Source organism: Pantoea nemavictus (assembly GCF_037479095.1).
GTDB classification, from domain to species: Bacteria; Pseudomonadota; Gammaproteobacteria; order Enterobacterales; family Enterobacteriaceae; genus Pantoea; species Pantoea nemavictus.
The window spans coordinates 1,400,590-1,423,707 of the sequence record NZ_JBBGZW010000001.1 but is presented as its reverse complement, the minus strand read 5'-3'; the positions used below and the strand labels follow the sequence as shown (position 1 = coordinate 1,423,707).

Genomic DNA, 23,118 nt, shown 5'->3' with positions numbered 1-23,118 from the left:
GTCGCCGGGAAGGGCGACTTTTTTTTGGCTGGTGCGATTAGCGCTGATAGAGAAAGTTGTGCGGCTGGCCGGTTAATGAACTGAGCGTTTCCTGCTGCATGGAGAGCAATAAACCGTTGCGTTCGTTCATCTGCTGGCAGGCTAATGCGCTGAGTTCCAGCGTGCGCCACCAGCTTTCAGCTTGCTGCGCCAGGGAAGCCGGCAAGTAGGGCAGCAGCTGAGTCACTCCGCGGCTATCTGAAGCCAGCTTCAGCGCCTGCAGCGTTTCGCTGCGACGCTGGGATGATCCGTGCAGCTGCTGATAAATCGCCAGCAGTTGCTCATTCACTGTGTGCAGATTCGCCGCATCACAGGCGATCATCGCCTCACGCTGCTGCTGCAGCAGTGCCGTTAGCGCATCGTAGTGCTGCGTATCCTGCTTGATATCGCGCAGCAGCGTTTTTACCCGTTCTGCGGTGCTGGTCATGAGCGATAAAAGTCCATCATCGCCTGTGCCAGCGCGTCGGTGTCTACCTGCAAACGGCCTGCTTTCAGCGCGTCCTGCATGGCGCTAACAAAAGTCGCGTCCACTTCTGGCATCTCACGCAGCTGCTGTTGCGCAGTCTGCATGGGGCCCTGGGCGGCGTTGTCACTGCGCGCAGCGGCGCGATCGCTCTTCGCCGCAGCAGGCGCATCGTTAAGGGCGGCAGTGACAGGTTTAGCAACTGGCGCAACGCCAGTCTCATTACGGGTGATTTTCATGGTTAAGTGTCTCGGGTCGATTACGGCATACCCCAGCACAACGACACTGCTGCGCGGAAACTTAAATTCCGCTTTTAGGGCGTGCCGGGCGCCACCAGCATGCGCACCACGCCGCGATCGTCCACCCGCGCGCTAACCACGCGCTGGCTCTGCAGATTACGCACCTTAATGATGTCGCCTTTACGGCCTTTCTTTAACGCTTCGCCCATCATCCTGGCCTGCACGCCATCCTGCTCGGCAATCATCACCACCTGCTGGCCGCGTTCGATCATCACCGGTTGATCAAGATGCGCCGGGGCGATGGCCTGCAGCTCACGCACCCGCTTCTTCAGCGTAAATCCGATCGCCTCATCCGGCTTGGTCATAAAGCCATCACGCAGGCCGACCACGTTGCGCTTCTTAATTTCCACATCGCTGGCGGCCAGCTGGCGACCGCGATCCAGGGTGTTTTTTGCCACCAGAATCGGCAAATAGACATCCGGTTTCACCGTCACGGCAATCTCCCAGCCGTTCGGCCCATCACAGCGAATGTCGTAACGCAGACGTGCCAAATCCAAACGATCGCCAGCCGGCAAGGCGGAGGTTAAGGGGCGCGCACAGCGCTGAAAGCGGCTGACTTCGGTGGGAATAAAGACGTTGAGTTTGCTGCTGAAGTCTTTCCAGCCTTTTTGTTTGGCGGTGCGCTGAATGTCGGCCGTGGCGTTGGCAACCGCCTGATTGTAGATCTGCTTCCGCGCGGTTTGCGCTTCAGGTGCGGCAAAAATCTGCGTTGATAAAAACAGCAGGCTAAGCGGAATCAGGCGGAAAAGTGACTTCCCGGTAGGACGCATTGTGTTCATGTAATTCTCACCAAATCAATGATTTAAAAGTTGGCACGCTGTTTGCTTAAGAGCGTGTGAATCGCAACTGATGAGGAACACCACATGGGGATAAGTTTTGACAAAGCGCTGGGGGTACATCCCGCCGCCTTACAGCTTCGACTTTCGCGAGCAGAGCTGTTAACGGCCAACCTGGCAAATGTGGATACCCCGAATTACCAGGCTAAAGATATTGATTTTGCCGCTGAGATGCAACGTTCAATGCTGAAAAGTTCGTTCACTTCTTCGCCAGATATTCAGTATCGCGTGCCGTATCAACCATCGTCCGATGGCAACACCGTGGCGCTGGACGTTGAGCAGGCCGAGTTCTCGAAAAACTCGCTGGATTACCAAACCAGCCTGCAATTTCTCAGCAGCAAATTTATCGGCCTGAAGCAGGCCATTGAAGGGAAATAATTTTGTCTTTCAACGATATCTATCGCGTTTCGGGTTCAGCGATGACGGCACAAACCGTCCGCCTGAACACCATCGCCAGTAACCTGGCCAACGCGGAATCACCGGCTGCCAGCGAAGCCGCGACCTACAAGGCGCGCCGTCCTGTGTTTGCCGCGATTTATCAAAACAGCCAGCTGATGGATTCACCCGCCATGGCAGGCGCGCGCGTGCAGGTGCTGGACGTGGTGGAAACCGGCACGGCGGTGCGCCGCTATGAGCCGGGCAATCCGCTGGCCAACGCCCAGGGCCATGTCTTCTATCCCGACATTAATACCGTCGAAGAGATGGCCGACATGATGTCCGCTTCGCGCAATTTCGAAACCAATGTGGAAGTACTGAACAGCGTGAAAAGCATGCAGCAAAGCCTGTTACGTCTGGGAGAAGCCTAAGTATGAGCGTGAATAACGTTAACAACAGCAGCAATGGCGTTGACAACTACGGCCAGACGCCGCAGAGCAACGGCGGAACCAGCAGCATGTTCCTGACGCTGCTGGTGGCGCAGATCCAGAACCAGGATCCCACCAATCCAACCGACAGCGCGGATTACATCAATCAGCTGTCGATGATGTCGCAGATGGAGTCGATGCAGACGCTGACCGACACCATGACCGGCGTCTACTACATGGCCGAAAGTATGCAGGCGATGGGGATGGCCAATCTGGTGGGGCAGCATGTGTTTGCCAGCAGCGACAAGATTCAGGTGGACGGCAACAAAATTGAGGGTCGCCTCAATCTGCAGCATCCGGCAGAAAACGTCACCCTGCACATCAAAGACAGCGCCGGTAAAGAGGTCAAGCTGGAGCTGGGCAAACAGCCGCAGGGTGATGTCGATTTCACTATCGATCCTGAAGCGTTAGGCCTGGCCGATGGCGAATATACCCTGAGCGTGGTCACCGATGTGGGGGAAGCCAAGATTCCGATTGAGATCGCCGGCACCGTCAACAGCGTGCGTTTCGACCCACAGACCGGCGCACCGATGATCAACATTCCGGGCCTCGGCGAAGTGGCATACAACACCATTCGTCAATTTGGCAGCAGTAAAAATCCGGCCCCCGTGCCGCTACCTACTCCCGACGCGAACGCATCACGTCGCTTTTCCTAAGGATTTTTTCCATGAGCTTTAACATTGCAACCTCTGGCCTCAACGCAGTTACCCAACAACTGAGCGCCATCAGTAACAACATCGCTAACGGTGGCACCGTTGGCTACAAATCCATGCGTGCGGAATTCGCCTCGCTGTATGCCGGCGGCCAGGCGATGGGCGTGGGCGTCAGCAGTATTTCACAAAGCATCAGCAAAAACGGCGGCGTAAATGGTTCCGCGCGTGGCCTTGACCTGGCCATCGCTGGCAACGGCTTCTTTATGACTAAAGACAGCAGCGGCAGCGTAAGTTACTCGCGTGCCGGCTACATGGGCACCGACAGCGAGGGCTTCGTGACCAACAATCTCGGCAAACGCGTGCAGGGTTATCCAGTGGGTGCCAACGGTGAGTTACAGACCGGTGTGGTGGGCGACCTGAAAATTTCCTCAGGCAGCATTCCGGCTAAAGCCACCGATAGCCTCGGCTTCACCGGCAACCTGAATGCCAATTCCAAAGTGCCCGATGTCACCACCTTCGATAAGAACGACAGCAACAGCTACAACAACACCTACACCAGCAAAATGTATGACTCGCTGGGTCGTGAACACACCCTTGAGCAGTACTTCGTCAAAACCGGCGAGAACAAATGGGAAGCGCACTATTTTGTCGATGGCCAGGCCGCCACGCCGGCAACCCAGGCACTGGAATTCAGCACCAATGGCGTTCTGACGGCACCAACCGGTGCTATCAACGTTAGCGCACCCATTGCCGGTGCCGATGGCCTGGACATCGTACTGGACTACGCCGGTACCAGCCAGTACGGCACTGAATTTAACGTGTCAAAAAATAGCCAAAACGGCTTTGCCGCCGGTGAGAAAACCGGTGAAAAGGTTGATGATGACGGCAAGATCTACGCCACCTACAGCAACGGCGAGCGCATGCTGCAAGGCCAACTGGTGCTGGCTAACTTCAGCAATCCCAACGGCCTGAGCTCCGAAGATGGCACCGCGTGGTCGGCCACCAACTTGTCGGGTCAGCCGATGCTGGGCGTACCGAAAAGCGGCCTCAACGGCAGCATCCAGAATTTTGCGCTGGAAGGTTCTAACGTCGATATGACCGAAGAGCTGGTCGGGCTGATGAGCGCCCAGCGTAACTATCAGGCGAATACCAAAGTCATCTCGACCAACGATTCGATGATGAACGCCCTGTTCCAGGCGCTGTAATTATGGATCGCCTGATTTATACCGCCGTCAGCGGTGCTAATCGCAGCCTGACGCAGCAGATGATTCACGCTAACAACCTCGCGAATGCCAATACCGAAGGCTTTCGCGCCGATCTCGAACGTGCGTCTACCCAGGCAATCGAGGGTGGCGGCTACAACAGTCGCCATCAGGTGCGCAGTGAAAATGGCGGCATCAACATGGCGCACGGTGCGCTGCAGGAAACCGGTCGCGAGCTGGATATTGGTATCAAAGGCGATGGCCTGATTGCGGTGCGTGAAGGTCGTCGTGAGCTTTACACCCGTAACGGCCACATCGATATCGATGATATGGGCAACCTCTCCATCAGCGGCAAACCGCTGCTCGGCGAGAACGGCCCGATTCAGCTACCGCCGTTTTCTCAGGTCGCGATTGGCGATGACGGCACCATCACCATCATTCCGGAAGATGGCAACGTGGCGGCGGCGATGGATGTCGAGCGCATCAAGCTGGTGGATATTCCCACCAATCAGCTACGCAAAAACAACGACGGCTGGATGACGGCGAATCGCCTCACCGCGCCGCGCAGCGAAAACGTGCAGCTGGCGAACCAGCATCTGGAAGCCAGTAATGTCTCGGCGGTGAATGAGATGGTGCAAACCCTGTCGCTCAGCCGCCAGTTTGAAGCGCAAATCAAAATGATGAAAGCCGCAGAAACCCTCGTGCAGGCAGGCAATCGCCTGATCCGCGGCAGCTAACAGGAAGAACATTATGAATCCCGCTCTTTGGGTCAGTAAAACCGGTCTGGCGGCGCAGGACGCCAAGATGGCCGCTATCTCCAACAACCTGGCGAACGTTGATACCACCGGCTTTAAGCGCGATCGCGTGGTGTTTGAAGATCTGTTCTATCAAACGCAGCGTGCGCCCGGCACCCAGTTGAACCAGAACAACCAGACGCCAACCGGCATCCAGTTTGGTAGCGGCGTCAAGATCATGGGTACGCAGAAGCAGTTCACCCAGGGTTCGATGAAAAACACCCAGCAGGAGCTGGACGTGGCGATCGCCGGACAGGGCTTTTTGCAGGTTGAAACCGCCGATGGCGATATCGCCTATACCCGCTCAGGCAACCTGAAAATCAGTGCCGACGGCGTGTTGACCAACGCGCAGGGCCTGCCGTTAATCCCGCAGATCGAGCTGCCGGAAGGCACCAAAAATCTCACTATCGGCAAAGACGGCACCGTCAGCGCCACCGTCGGCGGCGAAACCGATCCGGTTGAGCTGGGCCAAATCACCCTGGTGAACTTCGTCAATCCGGCCGGGCTGGAAGCGACGGGCAGCAACCTGTATCGCGAAACCGCCGCCAGCGGCGAAGCGGTTGAAGGCGTGCCGGGCGAAGAAGCCTTTGGCCAGCTGGAACAGGGCTCGCTGGAGGGTTCTAACGTGCAGGTGGTGGAAGAGATGGTCGACATGATCACCGTTCAGCGTGCTTACGAGATGAACGCCAAGATGGTGTCGGCTGCCGATGACATGCTGAAGTTCGTCACCCAACAGATGTAATTTTTTCGGGCGGAAGAACGCTTTCCGCCCAGCTTGTAAGGCCATAAAAACAATGACACTGACAGAAAAAATGATGGGCGGCGTATTACTCGCCGCCGCACTGCTGCTGACCGGCTGTGAAAGCCCGGCGCTGCTGGTGCAAAAAGATGACGCCGCCTATGCGCCGCCGGAAGAGCTGGTCCAGCCCGATACCCGCGTGAGCGGGGGTGGACTCTATAACACCCAATATCAATGGTCGCTGATGCAGGATCGTCGTGCCTATCGCGTGGGTGACATCCTCACCGTGCGCCTCGATGAATCTACCCAGTCGAGCAAACAGGCGCGCACCAACTTTGGCAAAAAGAACGATGTGGAGCTGGGGATTCCTTCCGCGATGGGCAAAACCTTCGATGATTTGAGCGGCTCGATTAAGGGCAACCGCAACTTCAACGGCAATGCCACCTCGGCGCAGCAAAACATGCTGCGCGGCTCAATCTCTGTCGCGGTGCACAAGGTGCTGCCCAACGGCGTGCTGGTGATTCGCGGCGAGAAGTGGCTGACGCTGAACCAGGGCGACGAATATATGCGCGTTACCGGTTTAGTCCGCGCCGATGATATCGAACGTGACAACAGTATTTCGTCACAGCGCATCGCCAATGCGCGCATCTCCTATGCCGGTCGCGGCGCGCTCAGTGATGCCAATGCAGCGGGCTGGCTCACGCGTTTCTTCAACCATCCGCTGTTCCCAATTTAAGGTGAAGATCATGATCAGAATGACCGTTCGCTATCTGCTGCCGCTGTTCCTTGCGGCGGGAATGATGGCGACCAATCAGGCCAAAGCACAAGCGCTGAGTTCGCTGGTGGATGTGCAGGGCGTACGTGATAACCAACTGGTGGGTTACAGCCTGGTGGTTGGCCTTGATGGCACCGGCGATCGCAGCCAGGTGAAATTTACCGGCCAGTCGCTGGCAAACATGCTGCGCCAGTTCGGCGTGCAGATGCCACCAAAAATCGATCCGAAAGTGAAAAACGTCGCGGCCGTGGCGCTGAGCGCAACGCTGCCGTCAATGTACGCACGCGGCCAGACCATTAACGTCACCGTCTCATCAATTGGCGATGCCAAGAGCCTGCGTGGCGGAACCTTGCTGTTAACCCAACTGCGCGGAGCCGACGGCGAAGTGTATGCGCTGGCACAAGGCAATGTGGTGGTCGGCGGCGTGAAAGCCGAAGGCGACAGCGGTTCTAGCGTCACCATTAATACCCCGACGGTGGGCCGTATTCCCAATGGCGCCTCAGTAGAGCGTGAAGTGCCGAGCGATTTCCAGGACAACAGCGATGTGATGCTCAACCTGAAGCGCCCGAGTTTCAAAACTGCTAACAACATTGCCGTGGCGCTGAATCAGGCATTTGGTGCCGGCACCGCAGTGGCAAAAAGCGCCACCAACGTGTCAGTCAACGCGCCGCGTGATGCTGCGGCGCGCGTGGCCTTTATGTCGATGCTGGAAGATGTGCAAATCAACGCCGGTAAGCAGCCGGCACGCGTGGTGTTTAACGCCCGTACCGGCACCATCGTGCTGGGCGAAGGCATTGTGGTGCGTGCCGCCGCGGTCGCGCATGGCAATCTCACCGTGACCATTTCCGAGCGTCCAAACGTCAGCCAGCCTGGCCCGTTCAGCAACGGTGAAACGGCGGTGACCCCGGAAACGGATATCAATGTCGATCGCGGACGCGGTCAAATGGTTACCGTGCCAGCGGGCACCAGCCTGCGCAGCATTGTGAATACCATCAACAGCCTGGGTGCCGCACCGGACGACACCATGGCGATTTTACAGGCGCTGCATGAAGCGGGCGCTCTCGATGCAGAACTGGTGGTGATCTAAAGATGATTGATCGTATCTCAACCCCGTTTAGCCCGGTTAACGGCGATTTTATTGCCGGTGCTAAACCTAACAATCTGGAGCAGGCCGCCGAGAAGTTCGAAGCGATGTTCCTGCGCACCATGCTGAGCGAAATGCGTAAAGGCACCGATGCCTTTGCCGGTGAAGACGGCATGTTTAGCAGTCGCGAAGCGCGCAATCTGCGTGATTTTTACGACGATGCGCTGGCGCATGAGCTGGCGAGCCAGCGCAGCACCGGCATCGCCAACGTGCTGATTCAGCAGTTATCACCGAAGTAGACTTAATAAAGGCTGCATTTTTGTCGCTCTGCCCAGGCAGAAACGGTGAGTGCGAGAGGAAAACATGAGCATCATTAATATCGGTTACAGCGGTGCCAACGCGGCGCGCATTGGCTTGAACGTTACGGCGTTAAACATTGCCAACGCGGGAACCCGTGGCTACAGCCGCCAGCGCGTTGAGCAGCAGGCGATTGGCCCGATGGGCAATCAGCGTCTGTCGAGCGGCAACGGCGTGGAAGTGAACAATATTCGTCGTATGGCCGACCAGTTCCGTATCGGCCAGGTTTGGCGTACCACCTCCCAAGCCAATTATTTCGATCAGGGCCAGGTTTATCTCGGCGCGCTGGAAAAGCTGCTGGGTACCGAAACCAGCGGCATTGGCGATGGACTGGATAACTTCTTTAAATCGCTGAGCGGCGCCAGTGAGAAGCCAGACAACCAGGCGATGCGCCAGGATGTGTTGACCGAAGCGCGTGCACTGGCCACGCGCTTTAACAACATTCAGTCATTTATGCAGAAGCAGCGCACCAACAGTCAGCAGCAGCAGCGCGATCTGACGGTTTCGATCAACAGCGTGAGCGGCAACATTGCCGAGTACAACAAGCGGATTAAAGAGACCGAAGCGATTGGTGGCGACACCAGCATTCTGCGCGATCAGCGTGACGAGTTGGTCAACGAGCTGAGCAGCTATGTTGATGTGCGCGTGCAGGAAAATGACAAAGGCGAATACAGCCTGATGCTGCCGTCCGGTCAGCCGCTGGTCAGCGGCAGCGATGTCGGTAAGTTATCGATGGAGATGGATGGCAGCGGTCAACCGTTCCTGCAGCTGAATTTTGCTGGCAGCAGTTATCAGGTGGATATGGCGACCGGTGGCGCGTTCGGCGCGCTGCATGATTATCAGGTCAACACCCTCGACGGCATCGAAAAGAGCGTGATTGGCATGGCGGATGCCATGGCGAAAGCCTTTAACGATCAGCTGGGTAAAGGTTTTGATTTGAAGGGCGATCCGGGTAAGCCGCTGTTTACATTCGATGTAGCGAATCCCAATGGCATGTTGCAGGTCAACGATCTCGCCTGGGATGAACTGGCGTTTTCCGGCGCTGCCGACACACCCGGCGATAACAAAAACCTGCTGGCGCTGATTGGCATCAAAACCCAGACCTTCACCATTCCGGGCATTGGCGAATCGACGCTGGATAGCGCCAGCGCCTCGCTGATCAGCACCATCGGCATTAAAAGCCGTCAGAACCAAACCGAGCTCACCGCCGCCGCTGCGCTGCTCGAGGATGCGGTCACTCAGCGCGATAACTTTAGCGCGGTCAATTATGACGAAGAGTACGTTGGCCTCACCAACTACATGCAGGCGTATCAGTCCAACATGAAAGTTATCTCTACTGGCGATCAGATTTTTAGCGATCTACTGGCGCTGTTCTAAGGAAAAAATCATGCGAGTGAATAGTTTAAGTTTCTCCAACAACATGCTGAACAGCCTCGGGCGTAACAACGCGCAGCTTAATAAGCTGATGACGCAGATTAACGAACAGAAGCGCGTCATCAACCCTTCCGACGATCCGATCGCCAGCACGCAGCTGGCGCAGATTCGCCGCGAGCAAGCGTCGATCGGTCAGTATCAGCGCAACATCGAGCGTTTAGGCCACAGCCTGGGTCAGCAGGAAACGCTGGTGGATTCCAGCAGCAAGCAGCTGCTGAACATGCTGGATAAACTGCGCGAAGCCAATAACAGCAACAACGGCGCGGTGGATATGGCCGGTTATGCCGCTGAGCTTTCATCGATGAAAGAGATGCTGGTTGAGCAGATGAACAGCCGAGACGAAAGCGGCCGCTATCTGTTTGCTGGCACCAAAACCAATCAGCAGCCGGTGGTGCGTGATGCCACCACAGGAGAATGGACCTTTGCCGGCAACCATGACAGCAACAGCACGCCGGTGGCACATGGCGTATTGATGAAATCGAATACTGATTTGGCCGCCGCCTTTGGTGATGATTTGAAAATGCTGAACCAGCTGGAGTCGCTGCTGGAAAAAATGTCCGATCCCACCGTGAATCCAGCGAGTTATGCCGATGAGATGACGGCGATGATTGGCGAGGTGCAAACCACCTCGGATCGGGTTGCAACGATTTTCACCGAGCTGGGTGGACGTCAGAACAACATGACATTACTCGATGAAGCGCATCAGGATAATAAAATGATCCATGATGAAGTGGCCGGTGAACTGCAGGGGCTGGATATGGCCACCGCGCTGGTCGATCTCAATCGTTACATGGCGTCGGCGCAGACCTCGTATCAGACCTACAACCAGATCGCCACGCTGTCGCTGTTTAACTTAAGGTAATACGCATGATGCAGGTGGAAAATCGACTGTCGCCGGGCTTACGTGCGCCGACGCTACAAAACACCCCGCTCAGCGCGAAAACGCCGGTCAGCAATGTTGCCAGCACCACCGCGCGTCAGACGCAAACCAATAGCTTCCCTGACGCGCCGCTGATTTCATCGCAGCCGCTGCGCTATAACGTCCAGCTCAATCAGCAACTGACGCGCGTGCAGCAGGCGGATCACTTTCTGCAGGCCACAGAAAACCAGCTGCTGAAAGTGAACCATGCATTAAGCCGTCGCGGTAATCGTCAGGATGCGCTTGCTCAGACGCAGGTGTTGCAATCGCTGTTGGCGCAACGCCAAACCTTGTCTGGCGGCAGCGTCAATCGTCAGCTGCAGGTGTCGCTGGAGGGGAAAACGCAGGTCAATTTCCAGCTGCGCGACGGCCAGGCGCTGGTGAATAATCCCCAGCCGGAGCTACTGACGTTTTCACTGGCCGGCCAGCAGCGCGAAATCAGCGCGGCCGCGATTGCCGCCGACAGCACGCCGCAGCAAACCTTGCTCAGCCTGAATCAGGCGCTGGGAAAATGGGGCATTCAGGGCAAACTGGATGCGCAGCGTGAAGTGCAGTTTCAGGTGGATGAGCAGCAGTGGTCACGCGTGAATCAACATCTGAGCGTGCAGGGCGGCGGCGAGCGTTATCCACACAGCCAGTTCTTCCCGGTTAAACCGCTGGCGGAAACCACGCTGGAAGATGAAGTGTCGCGCGTGCTGGCGAATCCATCACAGCTGGAGTCGTTGCAGCCAACGCTGGATAGCACGCTGGAGCAGCTGACGCGTCAGCGCAAGATGCTGGTTCGCACCAAAGGATTAGTGCAGCAACGCGTTGATAGCATGGCGAACTTCAGCAGCGCCCAGGCCAGCAGCGCGGCCGAGGGTGTGGCACAGCAAATGAGTCAGCAAGGTTATCGTGGTGTGGCGGATGCGCTGGGCGCGCAGGCGAATGTGCCGCGCGCGACGGTGAAAAATGTGCTGGGCAGCGCAGCGTTGCTGCGCGCCTGAGCTTAATGCTGTTCGTTAATAATCAAGCCTGAAGGCATCACCAGCATGCGGTTGCCTTCAAATTCAATGCTATTAAAGGTCACGCCGTTATGGGCATTAAAGTTGAAAATGCTTTTGACCAGCGGCCGATCGTTAACCGCATGCAGCACCATCGGCTGATAGCTGTAAATCATGCCGATACGGGTTTCCGCCTGCGGCGTCAGCATAATTTTGGCGACAAACTGGCTTTCGACCTTGCTGGTTAACGTCATCATTACGCTGTCAGACTTCACGGCAAAAAACGGCAGGTAAAGTTCACGTTGTCCGCTGGCAGCATCATACAGCCCTAACTCGAGTCCACTGCCGTCAAAATCTTCGTCAAAGATCTGATGGCTGAACGAGGGCAGCCAGCCGCGTAGCGCTGCCGTCACCAGCAGCAGCACGGTCAGCAGCGCCAGACTAAGCGTTGCAAGTTGCCATTTCATTCAGCTTTCTCCCCATCTCTTCAATCACCAGTTCGCGTAACACCTGCGGCTTCTCCACCGCGTTAAATACGGTCATCACTAACTGCTCATGTGCGCAGCTGCTGCTGAGATTCAGCGTCAGATTCAGTACGTTGGCGGTGGCCGAATAGTAGATATCCATGCGCACGTTGCGTTGTTGCAAGGGCGCATTGAGTTGGCGCAGCGTGCTGCCGAGCAGCGCGGGCATATCCACCTCATTGGTACTGGTATCGCGTGGGGTATTGGCCAGCCGCAGTAACCGGATCTGGCTGGCGCCCTCAATGGCCACCGGCGCAAAATGCGGCTTCGCCTGATTGACCGAACGCAGCACCATCACCGCGACAGCGAGAAAAATAACCAGCGTCAGGCTAAATAACACTTTCCAGTGGTTACGCGATTTTGCTGCTGGCGCAGCTGTTAGCGGCGGTACGGATGCGGCAGGGGAGTGGCTGGGCTCATCGATAACCATGGGCTCGGCAGGCGCGGCTGCTATTGGCGGCGGGGTGAAGCTCAGCAGCTGTGCATCGCTCTCCTCATCCTCGTCTTCATTTATACGACGTTGAAACTGACAAAACTCCGCTTCGAGGATGTAGCCTTTCTTCGGCACGGTTTTAATGATCAGTTGCTGCTTACCATCATCTTCCAGCGCGACGCGCAGCGCATGAATCGCATTAGGCAAGCTGTTGCTGCCGATCACCCGGCGTTCCCACACCAACTGATTCAACTCTTCACGCGATAATATTTGCCCTGCATGCTGAATCAGCACCACCAGCAGTTTCAGCTGATATTCACCGAGCCGTCGCTGTTCGCCGCTCTCCTGATGAATGAGCGAAGCGCTGGCGATATCAAGTAACCAGTTATTGATAATGCAATCTGACGTCATCGTTACTTTATTTCCTTGGTGCGGCGGGCTCTGTCATCGCCAATCTGGCGCAGCGCAAAAAACACACAGTCAGACGGAAATTATTTATTAAGCAAGATTAGTCTTAAAAGAACGTCATTTCAATGTGTTGATTTAAGAAACGCGACCTTTGCTACAGGAAAAAACGTGAAAAAACACTCCGAAGAAATCGCGTGATTCCTAAAAGTAGGGCGATATAACGAAAGAAAATGGAGTATTTTTATATAATACCTTAATTTTCAGTTGCTTAATTTAATTCCGCCTTTCTTTTAATGCATTTAATATATTTATTTTGTTTGTCGCTTCTATTTTCTCTTCTATTTAAAAAACCCTAATAAATAAATTTTTATTTCGCTAAAAAATAAAAAACCTATTTAAGAGACGCGATTAGCGTGCCGTTTTCTCCTGTTACTTGAAACGGAATCGACTGATTCCACCCTTTGATTACACCCTTTGGAGATAACACTCATGTTAACCATGTTCACCAACTCAGCAGCTATGTCCTCTACCAACTCTATGAACCGTGCAAACTCTGCACTGTCCACCGCCATGGAGCGTCTGGGTACTGGCAAACGTATTAACTCAGCCGCTGACGATGCTGCCGGCCTGCAGATCGCTACCCGCCTCGACGGTCAGTCTCGTGGCATGGCTGTTGCACAGAACAAAATTGCGAAAGGCACAGCGCTGCTGCAGACCGCTGAAGGTGCTTTCGATGAAGTGAACAACATTCTGTTCCGTATGAAAGACCTGGCCACTCAGGCTGCCGATGACACTAACAACGCCGACGACCGCACTGCGCTGCAGTCTGAGTTCACTGCGCTGAACGCAGAACTGAAAAACATCATGGACAACACCTCTTACGGCACCGAAAAAATGTTCGGCGCCAGCGGCAAGATGAGCACTGCGATGCAGTTCCAGATCGGTGCGTCTGCAGAAGAGAAACTGAGCGTTGACCTGAGCACTAAATTGACAGCTGTTAGCGGTGCGCTGGCCAAGCTGACTGCTTCAGGTATCTCGGGTGGTGCAGCAGAGGGTAACGCCATGCTGAAGGAAGTGACTGGCGCGCTGGACGCTGTGGGTTCTATCCGTTCTGACCTGGGTGCCAACATCAACCGTCTGGGTCACACCGCGGCTAACCTGGCCAACATGAAAGACAACACCGATCTGAACCTCGGCACCATCCGTGATGCTGACTTCGCTGACGAAGCGTCAAAAATGAGCCGTCAGAACATGTTGATGCAGAGCAGCCAGGCGATGCTGAAACAAGCTAACGGCATGGGCTCAATGGTTCTGGGCATGCTGGGTTAACCCCCCCCTTTTGTAGTGAAAAACACCGCTCATGCAGCGGTGTTTTTGTTTCCGCCTGGGCGTAAATGGCCTTCCCCTGCAGCGGAAGCAACTTTTCCTGCATTTATGTTTAACTATTTGAATTAATTCGAAAATAAAAACTGGCACGCTGATTGCTATAAGACAGTCATTCTCGAGGAGAACAGTATGAACCTGGATATGGACCCGTCCCAGTGGGCGGAAATTTTAGCTTCAAACAGTGTTGCTGCGATGCAATCGCGTCTGAATGCGCAGCAGAAGAAAGTCACCGACCAGCAGAGTGCGTTAACCGCACTGAAAACCGCGCTGAACGATTTTCGTACCGCGCTGAAAGGTTTTGGTACCAATGGCGAGCTGGTGAAAAACATCGCCAAATCCAACCAGGAAGGCTACGTCAACCTGAAAGCCAGCGCCAGTGCCAGCAAAGGGCTGTATGAAGTGAAGGTCACCGAAACGGCGGCCGCGCAGCAGCAGTCATTTGAAAAGATGACTGATGACAGCGTGAAAGACGCCAGCGGCATCATGAAAATCACGGTGGGTGATGACAAAGAGATCGAAATCGATCTCGCTGACGTCAACAGCATGGCTGAGCTGCGTGATGCAATTAATAAGCATCCGGATAATCCGGGTGTGACCGCGTCGCTGATGAAGGTCAACGGCGAAACGCGCATGTTGATGGGCAGCGAAAAAACCGGTTTTGCCAACAGCTTTGAGATTGACGTCAGCGGTGCCGTGGGTGCGGACTTCCAAAATGCCATTACTGACGCCAAAACCATTTCCGAAGCACGTGATGCAGAGATTTCGATTGGCGACATGAAAATCAAAAGCGCCACCAACACCTTCAAGGACGTGATCCCCGGCGTTGAAATCAACGTGGTGCAGAAAACCGATCCGGCGCGTCCGCTGGTGATCAGCGTGGAAAACGATGAGGCGCAAACCAAAGAGCAGGCGCAGAAGTTCGCCGACGCCTACAACGCGCTGTTTACCACACTCGATGAGCTGACCAAGAGCGGCGGCGATAAAGATAAACGCGGCGCCCTGGCTGGCGACTCCGGCCTGCGCGTGCTGGAACAGCAGATGACTTCGCTGCTGCGTCAGACCACCAACGGCAAAAAGCTGTCGGATTTTGGTATTGCCACCGACAAGGAAGGCAAGCTGGAGATCGACAGCGAAAAATTCCTCGACGCGGTGCGTGATAACCCCTCCGCGCTCGATGCGATGTTCGGCGGCGCGGACGGCATGATCAAGCAGATGGACAAGAGTCTGGATAGCTTCCTTAGCACCTCGACGGGTTCGATCAAGAGCCGTCAGGAGTCGCTTGACCGCCAAAACAGCCAGCTAACCACCAAAACCGAGCAATTGAAGCAGCGCTACGACACCAGCTACGCCCGCTACCTGAAGCAGTTTTCGCGCGCGCAAGCCGCCATGGCGCAGATGGAGAACACGCTGGGAAGCTTCTTCAGTCAGAACAAAAATCAGTAATGAAGGTGAAATATGTACGGTAACTCTTCGGAAATTCATGGCTATAACGATGCGGATCTGGCGATCCGCACCGCCGCCGCCACGCCGCATCAGCTGGTGCTGATGCTGTTCACCGGTTTGCAGGATGAACTGGTGCGTGCCAAAGGGCACATTGCCGCGAAACGCTTTGAACGCAAAGCCAGCAGCATTTCTAAAAGCATCGACATTCTCAATGCGCTCACCAGCGCATTGGATTTTGAACGCGGTGGCGAATTGGCGCTGCGTTTGGCGTCGCTGTATGACTACTGCGTCTATCGCCTGTATGACGCCAGCCACAATCTTTCTGTCGCCCAGGTAGAAGAAGTGGAAGCGGTGCTGGTCACCCTGCGCGAAGGCTGGGAGGGGATGCAGTCATGATCCAGCAGCAGATTGTGGCGCTGGGCACCGCGTTAGAGCAGGCCGCGCACAACGATGACTGGTTGCAGGTGATGCAGGTCGATAAGCAGATCAATGCACTGTTACTGCAACTGCGTCAGCAGAGTCTGAGTGCGGCGGCGTTAGCGCAGGTAAAAATGCTCCAGCAGCGCCATCAGCAGGTTGCGGCGCAGTGCCGGGCGCGTGTTGATGAGCTGAGCCACAAACTGCAGCAGGTTCAGACCCAACGTCCTGTTTTACAGGCGTACAGCCTGTTTAGCGACGAAATGGGAGAGTCATGATGATTCCGTCACTCTCCTCTTTCGTCCTGCCGACGGGCAGCGCGCCCGCTGCCGCACCGGCTATGCCGGGCGCACCGTCGACGACCAATGCGCCCTTGCCGCTGGTACCGATGTTTATGCTCGGTGGCAACGTGCCAGCAACGCTTCAGACTCCGCAGCCTGAGCTGAGTGAAGAGGCCGCGCTGCCGGAAACCAGCGATCCCGAGCAGTTGATGCAGCTGTTGCTGGATCCGACGCTGACGGCGCCAATGACCACGCCTTTGCCACCGCAGCCTGCGCCCTTGCCGCAGCCATCTGCGGCTGGGATGGCTCAGGCTCCGCAGATTACCTCGTCATCACTGCCTGAGCTGGCGACGCTGACGCGCCCAGCGGCACTGCCGCAAAACGCCCAGCCCGCCACGCTCGCCGGGCAGGTGGTGACGCCAACGGACACCGCGCCGGGTCAGCCAGTAAAACTGCGTACGCCGCAGGATGCGCGTGAAGCCAGCAAGCAGGTGCTGGCGCTGATGCAGGCGCAGCCGGATGAGCCGCTGGCAAAAATGTTGCCGGCGCAGGCGCTGGCGCAAACCCATGCGTTGATCGCTGCCAACCAGCCGCCGGTACAGCCTGGCGTCAAAACGCAGGCGCCGCTGATGTTGCCCGAAGCCGCCCACGAGAAAGCCGCCGTGCTGCGGGAAGCGTTAGGTGAACGCCTGCAGATGCAGATCGATCAGCGTAGCCAGAAAGCCACCATCCGCCTCGATCCACCGAACCTCGGCAAGCTGGATATCTCCCTGCATTACGAGGGCGGCAAACTGCAGGTACAGATTCAGGCCGCACAGCCAGAGGTTTATCGCGCGTTGCAGCAGGTGAGCCAGGAGCTGCGCGGTGCCTTGAGTGAACAAAATCAGGTGGCGGTTAACGTCCAGATTTCACAGCAGCAGCAGGGCGAGCAACGCCATGCGCCGCGACAACAACACGCGCAGGATGCGGTGTTGAGTAACAACATTGCAGAAGTGACGGAAGAACAACGTCACCGCGATCTTTCCATACTGACAACGGTCTAATTTTATGAAAACTAAAAACATTGCTCGCAGCGTTGCGATGGTGGTGTCTAGCTCTGTGCTGACCGCCGCGCTGGTTGTGGCAGGCACTGAACTGATCAATCCCGCCAGCAGCACCGGCGAAACCAGCCGCTTCTCTTCGCTGTTTGCGAAAAAAGAGCAGCCGACGCAAACCCTCTATCTGGAAGTGAAAAACCAGGTGGTCACGCTGAAAGGCAGCAGCGCGAAAGAGCGCTATCTGCTGCTCGATCTGGCTTACGTTGCCAACAGCGATGAAGGCCTGAAAGCCACGGAACACAATCTGCCGAAGTTGAAAAACGTGCTGGTGTCGATGTTCTCCGGCATGGAGTACGACGCGGTGCGCACCATGACCATTGATGACATCCATATGCAGATGATGGCGCGTTATGAAGGCGTGTTCGGCACCAATCAGCCGTTCTCCGACGTGATGATCTCCAAAATGGTTTTCCAGTAAGGGGCGATCATGAGCGTATTCAATGAAGTCACCGAGCTGACCCCGCTGGAGGAGAGCCGCTATTTACAACAGTGGCTGCCGCTGGTTAAGCGCGTGGTTCGCCAGCTCTCGGCGCAAACCGATGCGGTTATGGATCGTGAAGATCTGGAGCAGATCGCCTTAATGGGCCTGCTGGAATCGCTGCGTCGCTACGGCCATCCCGACGATCACTTTGCCGGTTACGCCTTACAGCGCGTGCGCGGTGCGGTGCTGGATCAGCTGCGTCTGCACGACTGGCGTCCGCGCCGGTTACGTCAGAAAACCCACAAAATTAACGATGCGGTGCGTGAGTTAACGCGGCGTTTGGGGCACGAGCCCAGCGAAGAAGAGCTGCGTCTGCACCTCAAGCTCACGGCAGAAGAGGTGCAGGAGTATCTGCTGCTCGAATCGGCCAGTGCCATGGAGAGTTTTGATGACCTGCTGGCGGGCGAGGGCCTCGGCCATGCCTTGAGTGGTCGGGCACTGGAGGAAGAAGTGGGGATTCAGCGCACGCTGAAAGCCGCGCTGGCGTCGCTGAGTGAGCGCGAACAGCTGATTCTGAGCCTCTATTACCAGCACGAAATGAGCCTGAAAGAGATCGCTCTGGTGCTGGAACTGACCGAAGCGCGCGTCTGCCAGATCAATAAAAAGATCGGCGAAAAGATTAAACAATTCTTCGAGTAAAACATCATGCAGAAACTATTAGGACTGATTGTGGTGCTGGGCAGCGTGATTGGCGGCTATACGCACGCCGGTGGCTTGCTGAGCGCCTTCTGGCAACCTGGCGAGCTGTTGATCATTCTCGGCTCGGGCGCGGGTGCCATGGTGATTGGTAACTCCAAAAGCGTACTGAAAGATATGTGGGCGCAGGTGCGCGGCACGGTGAAAGGCAATATCTACACCGCAGAGTTTCAGCAGCAGTTGCTGATGCTGCTGTATGAGCTGCTGGAGCTGGTGCAGGACGGCGGTTTGAAAGCGCTGGATGCGCATATCGAAGTGCCGGAAAACAGCGAGCTGTTCCAAAAATATCCGCTGATCCTCGCCGATCGTAGCTTTATCTCCTTCGTCTCGGACAACTTCCGTTTGATGGCGATGGGCAAGATTAATGAGCACGAGCTGGAAGGCATTCTTGAATCAGAGCTGCAGGCGGTGGAAGAAGAGCTGCTGAAGCCGTCCCGCTCGATGCAGCGTACCGCTGAAGCGATGCCGGGCTTTGGTATCTGTGCGGCGGTACTTGGCATCATCATTACCATGCAGTCCATCGACGGTTCCATTGCCTTGATCGGCGTGAAAGTGGCGGCTGCGCTGGTGGGCACCTTCCTCGGCGTATTCTTCTGCTACTGCCTGATGGATCCTTTAGCCAACGCCATGGAGCAGAACCAGAAAAAACGTCTGGCGGTGCTGGAGTGTATTCGTACCGTGCTGGTCAATCAGGTGGCGGGTAAACCCACGCTGCTGGCGGTGGATGCAGGTCGCAAAATGCTGCCGCTCGACACCAAGCCGACCTTTGCCACGCTGGATGGCTGGGTCAATCAGCTCACTGAAGGTGCGTAATGAAACACAATGCGCATCACACCACCATCATCAAACGCGGCGGCAAGAAGGCGCACCACGCTCATCATGGCGGTGCGTGGAAAGTGGCGTTTGCCGACTTTACCCTGGCGATGATGGCGCTGTTTATGGTGCTGTGGATTATGGGTGCGGTGACCGAAGACGAGCGCAAAGAGATTGTGGCGCAGCTGAACGGCACGTCGGTGTTTGAGGGCTCCGGCTTCAATCCGTTTGACGTCGAGAAGTCCATGGGCTCAGCGGGATCGTCGATCATTGGCGAAACCCTCGCGGTTTCACCGCCGACGCAGAGTGCGACCGTTAGCGCTTCACCGGCGGATAACACGCTGGAGAGCGGCAGCAAGCCGCAGGAAGATTTAGACAGCGTATTATCGCGTTCTGATGCCGAACTGACGCTGTTACAGAGCCAGATCCAGCAGTTGATCAATAGCTATCACGCGCAAAATTATCTGATGCTGGAAACCCTGCCGCAGGGCCTGCGCATCCTGATTCAGGACGATCAGGATCGCATGATGTTCCCGCGCGGTAGCGCGGTGTTAACCCCGTTCTTCCAGAAACTGCTGACGGAACTCGGTCCGGTATTTAACCGCATCGACAACAAAATCATGATCAGCGGTCATACCGATGCCGCGCAATACAGCGGTAATGCGGCTTACAACAACTGGAACCTGTCTGGTGATCGTGCGCTGGCGGCGCGCCGTGCGCTGGAGCGTGGCGGGCTGGAGAGTGCGCGCGTATTGCAAGTCAATGCCATGGCATCACGCATGCCGCGTGACAGAGAGGATCCAATGAGTGCGCGCAACCGCCGCATCGAGATTCTGGTATTAACCGATGCAGCAGCCGAAACCCTGTTCCAATTTTATGGCCGCGAAGGGGAGAACGTCGTAAAACCCATCGCTGAACGCCTGCGATAACCTGTCAGTGCCTTTGAATCATCTTTGATTCGACCGGTGGCGAAATCCACCGGTTTTTTTTTGCCTGAAATCCATGCGCCTTGCGGCCAGGTGCGCATAAATGTCGCCCCGACAAAACCACTCGATCCCAGCGTAGGGGCGCCATTGATGGCGACCCGACAGGCGTTACAGCAATGATGATTCAGGGATAAGCATTGATGCTGCAGCGCGGGTGTTGAGGCGACATCCCAGCCCGCTGAGCGAGTGAGGGATTCCAGGGCGAGCCGCAGGGATGCGGCGAGAGGCGGCGCTGAGCAGGAGCGAATCGCCGCCGGTCCGTCAGGAATCGTGAGGGAGCGAAGGCACCGCGTAGCGGCGGGATGGGCTGGCGCAGGGCCGGGGAGTGAAGAGGGCGTGGCCCATGAACTGAACCCCAAAACCTGGACACCTTTTACTGGTTTTCTTTCATTGCCCGGTATTCTGCCGGGCTCATTCCCATCCTAAGATTAATGCGTTCACAGTTGTAATACCGGATATACCTGTCTATATCCCGCTTCAGTGCATTAACAGACTCATACTTTTTACGATGATACATTTCCACTTTAAGGTGGCTGAAGAAGTTTTCCATCACTGCATTATCCAGACAGTTGCCTTTGCGAGACATGCTCTGCAATACCTGACCTTCTGCCAGCATGGAACGCCACATCGGCGTTCGATACTGCCAACCCTGGTCGCTGTGCAGCATTATCCCCTCTTTCTGGAGGCCTGTTTTCAACGCTTTCTCCAGCATTTTACACGTCAGACTAAGGGCTGGCCTTGTCGACATTTCCCAGGCCACTATTTCCCTGTTGAACAGATCCTGAACGACCGAAAGATACAGCGTTTCCCCTCCAGCCCTGAACTCAGTGACATCAGTACACCATTTCATACCACTTCTTTCTGCCTCAAAGTGGCGGGAAAGCAGATTGGCTGAGGATTTGTTGCCATCATTCATCCACGGGCGGTATTTTCTGCGGCGAATCTGGCATGTCAGCCCATGTTGCTTCATGAGTTTTCGTACCGTTTTGTGATTCAGCGTGAAGCCTTCTCGTCTGAGCATTATCGTCATACGCCGATAGCCGTAACGGGCGGAATGCTTTCTGTGAAGTGCAGTCATCACCGGTATGACAGCGGCATACCGGTCGGTTTCAGTAGCGTCTTTTGAGACATGGTAGTAGTACGAGCTGCGGGGCAGACCGATAGCCCGTAGCAGGCTGGCAAGCCTATGTTCAGGCAGTAATGAGCACACTATTTTTGTTTTTTCTGCTGAGCCCCGAGCGCCTTTTCTTCTCTCAGGGCTTTCAACTTTTTTAGAACAGCGTTCTCTGCCCGCAGGTACTCAAGCTCTTTGAGCAGCTCTTTGTGCGTCATTTCGGTAAGGGGTTTGTCGTCAGGAGCACTCTTTTTCATCATGGCAGGGCCGGTTCTGGATGGAGTAAGTGCCACACTGCCTCCCGCCCGGTATTTACGCAACCAGTTCTGGATCACTGTCTCATTAGGAATACCAAAGTGTGCTGCAGCATCCGCGCTGCTGCATCGATTATCAAGAACATAACGAACAACGCTTAACCTGAATTCAGGAGGATAAATACGCGGACGCCGGGGGACCAGTCCTTCCTCTCCCTGATGCTTGAGAGCACGTACCCAGCGTCTTAGCGGTGTTTGCCCAACATTGAACTGAAGCGCTGTTTCGGCAAGAGTGGATTTACCGGACAGATACTCTGTGACGGCTGCAAGCCTGACAGAAAAAGGATGCTTCATTTTTAAATCTCCGGATTCTGGATAATAAGTCCAGGATCCGGGGTTCAGTTCAGCCCAGACGCCCTCTTCTCGGTCGCCGCACGGCGTAGATGAAACTGCCTCAGCCGATGGCGAACGAAAGTCGCTCAGCGCTTAACTGATCGGCATTACGCCATTGATGGCGACCGAATTAACGCCGGCACATCATGTTAAATATGTTGCGCAGTAATTTGGCTTTAGTTAGCTAAATCATTCTTTTGTGTGAATTTTGTTGGCGGGCGCACATTGCATTGTGGGTTGGGTAAGCCACAATTAAGCATCGTGTTTAACCGGAGAAAGAGTATGACTGCCAACCACTCCAGCCTGCTGTTACTGATGTCTTTCGCCGCCGGTACCTTTTCCGCGGGATCGTCCAGCAATCCGCAACATTTGATGCTGTCGCTGCCCTCCGGTGGCGTGCCCAATAGCCCGCTGCCGCTGATCATCTGGCCCGGGATCGTGCCGGATGAAGATGAAGCGGAAGATAGCGCCGCCTGGTTTGAAAAAACCTTTACCCGCAACGGCTGGCCCGCCGCCTGGCGTTCGCCGATCTTCCCGTACACCCATTATCATCCCAACACCCATGAAGTGTTAGGCGTAGCGGCCGGTTGGGCGGAGGTGCTGTTTGGCGGCGATAGCGGCCGCATGGTGACGCTGCGCGAAGGCGATGCGGTGCTGATTCCCGCTGGCGTCGGCCACAAGCAGGTGTTTGCCTCGGAGGATTTTTTCACCGTTGGCGCCTATCCTGAAGGAATGTCTCCTGAAACCATGCGCGATGAGCCGTCGCGATTGCGTGCGTCGAAGGAGAAGATCCAGCAGGTTCCACTGCCGCAGCGCGATCCGTTTACCGGTGGCGAAGGCGCGATGACGGAGATTTGGCTGCCGATCGCGCAGCAGCTGATGCACCAGTAAAGTGCAATTTCGCCATTTCCAGCCGCGCGGCGCGTGTGCCATGCCGGGGCAAGCCTCTGGC

At 55.8% G+C, this 23,118-nt stretch carries 28 protein-coding genes; 22 read left to right on the top strand and 6 right to left on the bottom strand.

Annotated elements, in window-relative coordinates:
* Positions 1-37: 37 nt before the first annotated feature.
* From WH298_RS06410 to flgA, 3 genes are all read right to left on the bottom strand, one after another.
* Positions 38-466, bottom strand: a complete 429-nt coding sequence (locus tag WH298_RS06410) for a flagellar protein FlgN (protein WP_009128119.1) — start codon at positions 464-466, stop codon at positions 38-40.
* Entirely contained in the window at positions 463-741 is a 279-nt protein-coding gene (gene flgM / locus WH298_RS06405) for a flagellar biosynthesis anti-sigma factor FlgM (protein ID WP_009128121.1), read from the bottom strand. Before flgM ends, WH298_RS06410 begins: the two co-directional genes overlap by 4 nt.
* A 74-nt stretch (positions 742-815) precedes the next feature.
* The gene (flgA, locus tag WH298_RS06400; RefSeq protein ID WP_180822489.1) at positions 816-1,580 is read right to left on the bottom strand and encodes a flagellar basal body P-ring formation chaperone FlgA; all 765 of its coding nucleotides are present in this window, start codon (positions 1,578-1,580) and stop codon (positions 816-818) included.
* 84 nt (positions 1,581-1,664) lie between these two features.
* Here flgA and WH298_RS06395 point away from each other — a divergent pair, with 84 nt between their 5' ends.
* The 12 genes from WH298_RS06395 to WH298_RS06340 all read left to right on the top strand — a co-directional run bounded on the left by WH298_RS06395 (position 1,665) and on the right by WH298_RS06340 (position 11,443).
* Entirely contained in the window at positions 1,665-2,015 is a 351-nt protein-coding gene (locus WH298_RS06395; protein WP_009128123.1) for a flagellar basal body protein, read from the top strand.
* 2 nt (positions 2,016-2,017) lie between these two features.
* The gene (flgC, locus tag WH298_RS06390; RefSeq protein WP_009128124.1) at positions 2,018-2,443 is read left to right on the top strand and encodes a flagellar basal body rod protein FlgC; all 426 of its coding nucleotides are present in this window, start codon (positions 2,018-2,020) and stop codon (positions 2,441-2,443) included.
* 2 nt (positions 2,444-2,445) lie between these two features.
* Positions 2,446-3,156 (top strand): flagellar hook capping FlgD N-terminal domain-containing protein, encoded by a 711-nt coding sequence (locus WH298_RS06385; RefSeq protein ID WP_009128125.1) that lies wholly within the window; start codon positions 2,446-2,448, stop codon positions 3,154-3,156.
* Positions 3,157-3,167: 11 nt separating this feature from the next.
* Complete coding sequence (flgE, locus tag WH298_RS06380) at positions 3,168-4,358, top strand: flagellar hook protein FlgE (protein ID WP_180822488.1); 1,191 nt, start codon at positions 3,168-3,170, stop codon at positions 4,356-4,358.
* 2 nt (positions 4,359-4,360) lie between these two features.
* Entirely contained in the window at positions 4,361-5,092 is a 732-nt protein-coding gene (locus WH298_RS06375; protein ID WP_180822487.1) for a flagellar basal body rod protein FlgF, read from the top strand.
* 13 nt (positions 5,093-5,105) lie between these two features.
* On the top strand, positions 5,106-5,891 hold the full coding sequence (gene flgG, locus WH298_RS06370) for a flagellar basal-body rod protein FlgG (RefSeq protein ID WP_009128131.1): 786 nt from the start codon (positions 5,106-5,108) through the stop codon (positions 5,889-5,891).
* A gap of 70 nt (positions 5,892-5,961) precedes the next feature.
* Positions 5,962-6,624 carry a flagellar basal body L-ring protein FlgH gene (gene flgH, locus WH298_RS06365; protein ID WP_036621303.1) on the top strand — a complete coding sequence of 221 codons (663 nt, stop codon included), beginning with the start codon at positions 5,962-5,964 and terminating at the stop codon, positions 6,622-6,624.
* Positions 6,625-6,643: 19 nt separating this feature from the next.
* Complete coding sequence (locus tag WH298_RS06360; RefSeq protein ID WP_081496533.1) at positions 6,644-7,750, top strand: flagellar basal body P-ring protein FlgI; 1,107 nt, start codon at positions 6,644-6,646, stop codon at positions 7,748-7,750.
* A 2-nt stretch (positions 7,751-7,752) separates the two neighbouring features.
* Positions 7,753-8,046 carry a rod-binding protein gene (locus WH298_RS06355; RefSeq protein WP_009128149.1) on the top strand — a complete coding sequence of 98 codons (294 nt, stop codon included), beginning with the start codon at positions 7,753-7,755 and terminating at the stop codon, positions 8,044-8,046.
* Positions 8,047-8,110: 64 nt separating this feature from the next.
* Positions 8,111-9,481, top strand: a complete 1,371-nt coding sequence (gene flgK / locus WH298_RS06350) for a flagellar hook-associated protein FlgK (RefSeq protein WP_180822486.1) — start codon at positions 8,111-8,113, stop codon at positions 9,479-9,481.
* A gap of 10 nt (positions 9,482-9,491) precedes the next feature.
* A complete protein-coding gene (locus WH298_RS06345) occupies positions 9,492-10,400 on the top strand; it encodes a flagellin N-terminal helical domain-containing protein (protein ID WP_180822485.1) in 909 nt (302 codons plus the stop codon).
* A 5-nt stretch (positions 10,401-10,405) separates the two neighbouring features.
* Positions 10,406-11,443 carry a hypothetical protein gene (locus tag WH298_RS06340; protein WP_180822484.1) on the top strand — a complete coding sequence of 346 codons (1,038 nt, stop codon included), beginning with the start codon at positions 10,406-10,408 and terminating at the stop codon, positions 11,441-11,443.
* 2 nt (positions 11,444-11,445) lie between these two features.
* On the opposite strand, the gene WH298_RS06335 is transcribed toward WH298_RS06340, so the two are convergent.
* Together WH298_RS06335 and WH298_RS06330 are read right to left on the bottom strand one after the other, a co-directional pair.
* The gene (locus WH298_RS06335; protein WP_180822483.1) at positions 11,446-11,907 is read right to left on the bottom strand and encodes a hypothetical protein; all 462 of its coding nucleotides are present in this window, start codon (positions 11,905-11,907) and stop codon (positions 11,446-11,448) included.
* The gene (locus WH298_RS06330; RefSeq protein ID WP_180822482.1) at positions 11,882-12,808 is read right to left on the bottom strand and encodes a winged helix-turn-helix domain-containing protein; all 927 of its coding nucleotides are present in this window, start codon (positions 12,806-12,808) and stop codon (positions 11,882-11,884) included. Before WH298_RS06330 ends, WH298_RS06335 begins: the two co-directional genes overlap by 26 nt.
* 486 nt (positions 12,809-13,294) lie before the next feature.
* On the opposite strand from WH298_RS06330, the gene WH298_RS06325 reads away from it, so the two are divergent.
* The 9 genes from WH298_RS06325 (at position 13,295) to lafU (ending at position 20,348) form a co-directional block, all read left to right on the top strand.
* Positions 13,295-14,134: a flagellin N-terminal helical domain-containing protein gene (locus tag WH298_RS06325; RefSeq protein ID WP_180822481.1), complete on the top strand. Its 840-nt coding sequence runs from the start codon at positions 13,295-13,297 to the stop codon at positions 14,132-14,134.
* Between the two features lie 186 nt (positions 14,135-14,320).
* Positions 14,321-15,634, top strand: coding sequence for a flagellar filament capping protein FliD (fliD, locus tag WH298_RS06320; protein WP_180822480.1), 1,314 nt, complete (start codon positions 14,321-14,323; stop codon positions 15,632-15,634).
* A 12-nt stretch (positions 15,635-15,646) separates the two neighbouring features.
* On the top strand, positions 15,647-16,030 hold the full coding sequence (gene fliS, locus WH298_RS06315) for a flagellar export chaperone FliS (protein WP_009128177.1): 384 nt from the start codon (positions 15,647-15,649) through the stop codon (positions 16,028-16,030).
* On the top strand, positions 16,027-16,329 hold the full coding sequence (gene fliT, locus WH298_RS06310) for a flagellar protein FliT (protein ID WP_009128179.1): 303 nt from the start codon (positions 16,027-16,029) through the stop codon (positions 16,327-16,329). The genes fliS and fliT overlap by 4 nt, the downstream gene beginning before the upstream one ends.
* Positions 16,326-17,375: a flagellar hook-length control protein FliK gene (locus WH298_RS06305; protein ID WP_238344415.1), complete on the top strand. Its 1,050-nt coding sequence runs from the start codon at positions 16,326-16,328 to the stop codon at positions 17,373-17,375. The genes fliT and WH298_RS06305 overlap by 4 nt, the downstream gene beginning before the upstream one ends.
* Before the next feature lie 4 nt (positions 17,376-17,379).
* Positions 17,380-17,847, top strand: a complete 468-nt coding sequence (locus WH298_RS06300) for a flagellar basal body-associated FliL family protein (protein WP_009128183.1) — start codon at positions 17,380-17,382, stop codon at positions 17,845-17,847.
* A 9-nt stretch (positions 17,848-17,856) separates the two neighbouring features.
* Positions 17,857-18,549, top strand: a complete 693-nt coding sequence (locus tag WH298_RS06295; protein WP_009128185.1) for a FliA/WhiG family RNA polymerase sigma factor — start codon at positions 17,857-17,859, stop codon at positions 18,547-18,549.
* A gap of 6 nt (positions 18,550-18,555) precedes the next feature.
* The gene (motA, locus tag WH298_RS06290; RefSeq protein WP_180822479.1) at positions 18,556-19,419 is read left to right on the top strand and encodes a flagellar motor stator protein MotA; all 864 of its coding nucleotides are present in this window, start codon (positions 18,556-18,558) and stop codon (positions 19,417-19,419) included.
* Complete coding sequence (gene lafU, locus WH298_RS06285; protein ID WP_009128191.1) at positions 19,419-20,348, top strand: putative lateral flagellar export/assembly protein LafU; 930 nt, start codon at positions 19,419-19,421, stop codon at positions 20,346-20,348. Before motA ends, lafU begins: the two co-directional genes overlap by 1 nt.
* A 430-nt stretch (positions 20,349-20,778) precedes the next feature.
* Here lafU and WH298_RS06280 read toward each other — a convergent pair.
* Positions 20,779-22,127 (bottom strand): IS3 family transposase gene (locus WH298_RS06280; protein WP_180822478.1). Its coding sequence is split into 2 segments (ribosomal slippage): positions 20,779-21,671 and positions 21,671-22,127, totalling 1,350 coding nucleotides; the frame shifts between segments, so codons are not numbered across the junction.
* 321 nt (positions 22,128-22,448) lie between these two features.
* Here WH298_RS06280 and WH298_RS06275 point away from each other — a divergent pair.
* Positions 22,449-23,057 (top strand): cupin domain-containing protein, encoded by a 609-nt coding sequence (locus WH298_RS06275; protein ID WP_180822477.1) that lies wholly within the window; start codon positions 22,449-22,451, stop codon positions 23,055-23,057.
* Positions 23,058-23,118: the final 61 nt, after the last annotated feature.

What these genes read in the sequence shown, in the direction of transcription:
- WH298_RS06410 (WP_009128119.1), bottom strand. Translation starts at nt 466, where the DNA reads ATGACCAGCACCGCAGAACGGGTAAAAACGCTGCTGCGCGATATCAAG.
- flgM (WP_009128121.1), bottom strand. Translation starts at nt 741, where the DNA reads ATGAAAATCACCCGTAATGAGACTGGCGTTGCGCCAGTTGCTAAACCT.
- flgA (WP_180822489.1), bottom strand. Translation starts at nt 1,580, where the DNA reads ATGAACACAATGCGTCCTACCGGGAAGTCACTTTTCCGCCTGATTCCG.
- WH298_RS06395 (WP_009128123.1), top strand. Translation starts at nt 1,665, where the DNA reads ATGGGGATAAGTTTTGACAAAGCGCTGGGGGTACATCCCGCCGCCTTA.
- WH298_RS06385 (WP_009128125.1), top strand. Translation starts at nt 2,446, where the DNA reads ATGAGCGTGAATAACGTTAACAACAGCAGCAATGGCGTTGACAACTAC.
- flgE (WP_180822488.1), top strand. Translation starts at nt 3,168, where the DNA reads ATGAGCTTTAACATTGCAACCTCTGGCCTCAACGCAGTTACCCAACAA.
- WH298_RS06375 (WP_180822487.1), top strand. Translation starts at nt 4,361, where the DNA reads ATGGATCGCCTGATTTATACCGCCGTCAGCGGTGCTAATCGCAGCCTG.
- flgG (WP_009128131.1), top strand. Translation starts at nt 5,106, where the DNA reads ATGAATCCCGCTCTTTGGGTCAGTAAAACCGGTCTGGCGGCGCAGGAC.
- flgH (WP_036621303.1), top strand. Translation starts at nt 5,962, where the DNA reads ATGATGGGCGGCGTATTACTCGCCGCCGCACTGCTGCTGACCGGCTGT.
- WH298_RS06360 (WP_081496533.1), top strand. Translation starts at nt 6,644, where the DNA reads ATGACCGTTCGCTATCTGCTGCCGCTGTTCCTTGCGGCGGGAATGATG.
- WH298_RS06355 (WP_009128149.1), top strand. Translation starts at nt 7,753, where the DNA reads ATGATTGATCGTATCTCAACCCCGTTTAGCCCGGTTAACGGCGATTTT.
- flgK (WP_180822486.1), top strand. Translation starts at nt 8,111, where the DNA reads ATGAGCATCATTAATATCGGTTACAGCGGTGCCAACGCGGCGCGCATT.
- WH298_RS06345 (WP_180822485.1), top strand. Translation starts at nt 9,492, where the DNA reads ATGCGAGTGAATAGTTTAAGTTTCTCCAACAACATGCTGAACAGCCTC.
- WH298_RS06340 (WP_180822484.1), top strand. Translation starts at nt 10,406, where the DNA reads ATGATGCAGGTGGAAAATCGACTGTCGCCGGGCTTACGTGCGCCGACG.
- WH298_RS06335 (WP_180822483.1), bottom strand. Translation starts at nt 11,907, where the DNA reads ATGAAATGGCAACTTGCAACGCTTAGTCTGGCGCTGCTGACCGTGCTG.
- WH298_RS06330 (WP_180822482.1), bottom strand. Translation starts at nt 12,808, where the DNA reads ATGACGTCAGATTGCATTATCAATAACTGGTTACTTGATATCGCCAGC.
- WH298_RS06325 (WP_180822481.1), top strand. Translation starts at nt 13,295, where the DNA reads ATGTTAACCATGTTCACCAACTCAGCAGCTATGTCCTCTACCAACTCT.
- fliD (WP_180822480.1), top strand. Translation starts at nt 14,321, where the DNA reads ATGAACCTGGATATGGACCCGTCCCAGTGGGCGGAAATTTTAGCTTCA.
- fliS (WP_009128177.1), top strand. Translation starts at nt 15,647, where the DNA reads ATGTACGGTAACTCTTCGGAAATTCATGGCTATAACGATGCGGATCTG.
- fliT (WP_009128179.1), top strand. Translation starts at nt 16,027, where the DNA reads ATGATCCAGCAGCAGATTGTGGCGCTGGGCACCGCGTTAGAGCAGGCC.
- WH298_RS06305 (WP_238344415.1), top strand. Translation starts at nt 16,326, where the DNA reads ATGATGATTCCGTCACTCTCCTCTTTCGTCCTGCCGACGGGCAGCGCG.
- WH298_RS06300 (WP_009128183.1), top strand. Translation starts at nt 17,380, where the DNA reads ATGAAAACTAAAAACATTGCTCGCAGCGTTGCGATGGTGGTGTCTAGC.
- WH298_RS06295 (WP_009128185.1), top strand. Translation starts at nt 17,857, where the DNA reads ATGAGCGTATTCAATGAAGTCACCGAGCTGACCCCGCTGGAGGAGAGC.
- motA (WP_180822479.1), top strand. Translation starts at nt 18,556, where the DNA reads ATGCAGAAACTATTAGGACTGATTGTGGTGCTGGGCAGCGTGATTGGC.
- lafU (WP_009128191.1), top strand. Translation starts at nt 19,419, where the DNA reads ATGAAACACAATGCGCATCACACCACCATCATCAAACGCGGCGGCAAG.
- WH298_RS06275 (WP_180822477.1), top strand. Translation starts at nt 22,449, where the DNA reads ATGACTGCCAACCACTCCAGCCTGCTGTTACTGATGTCTTTCGCCGCC.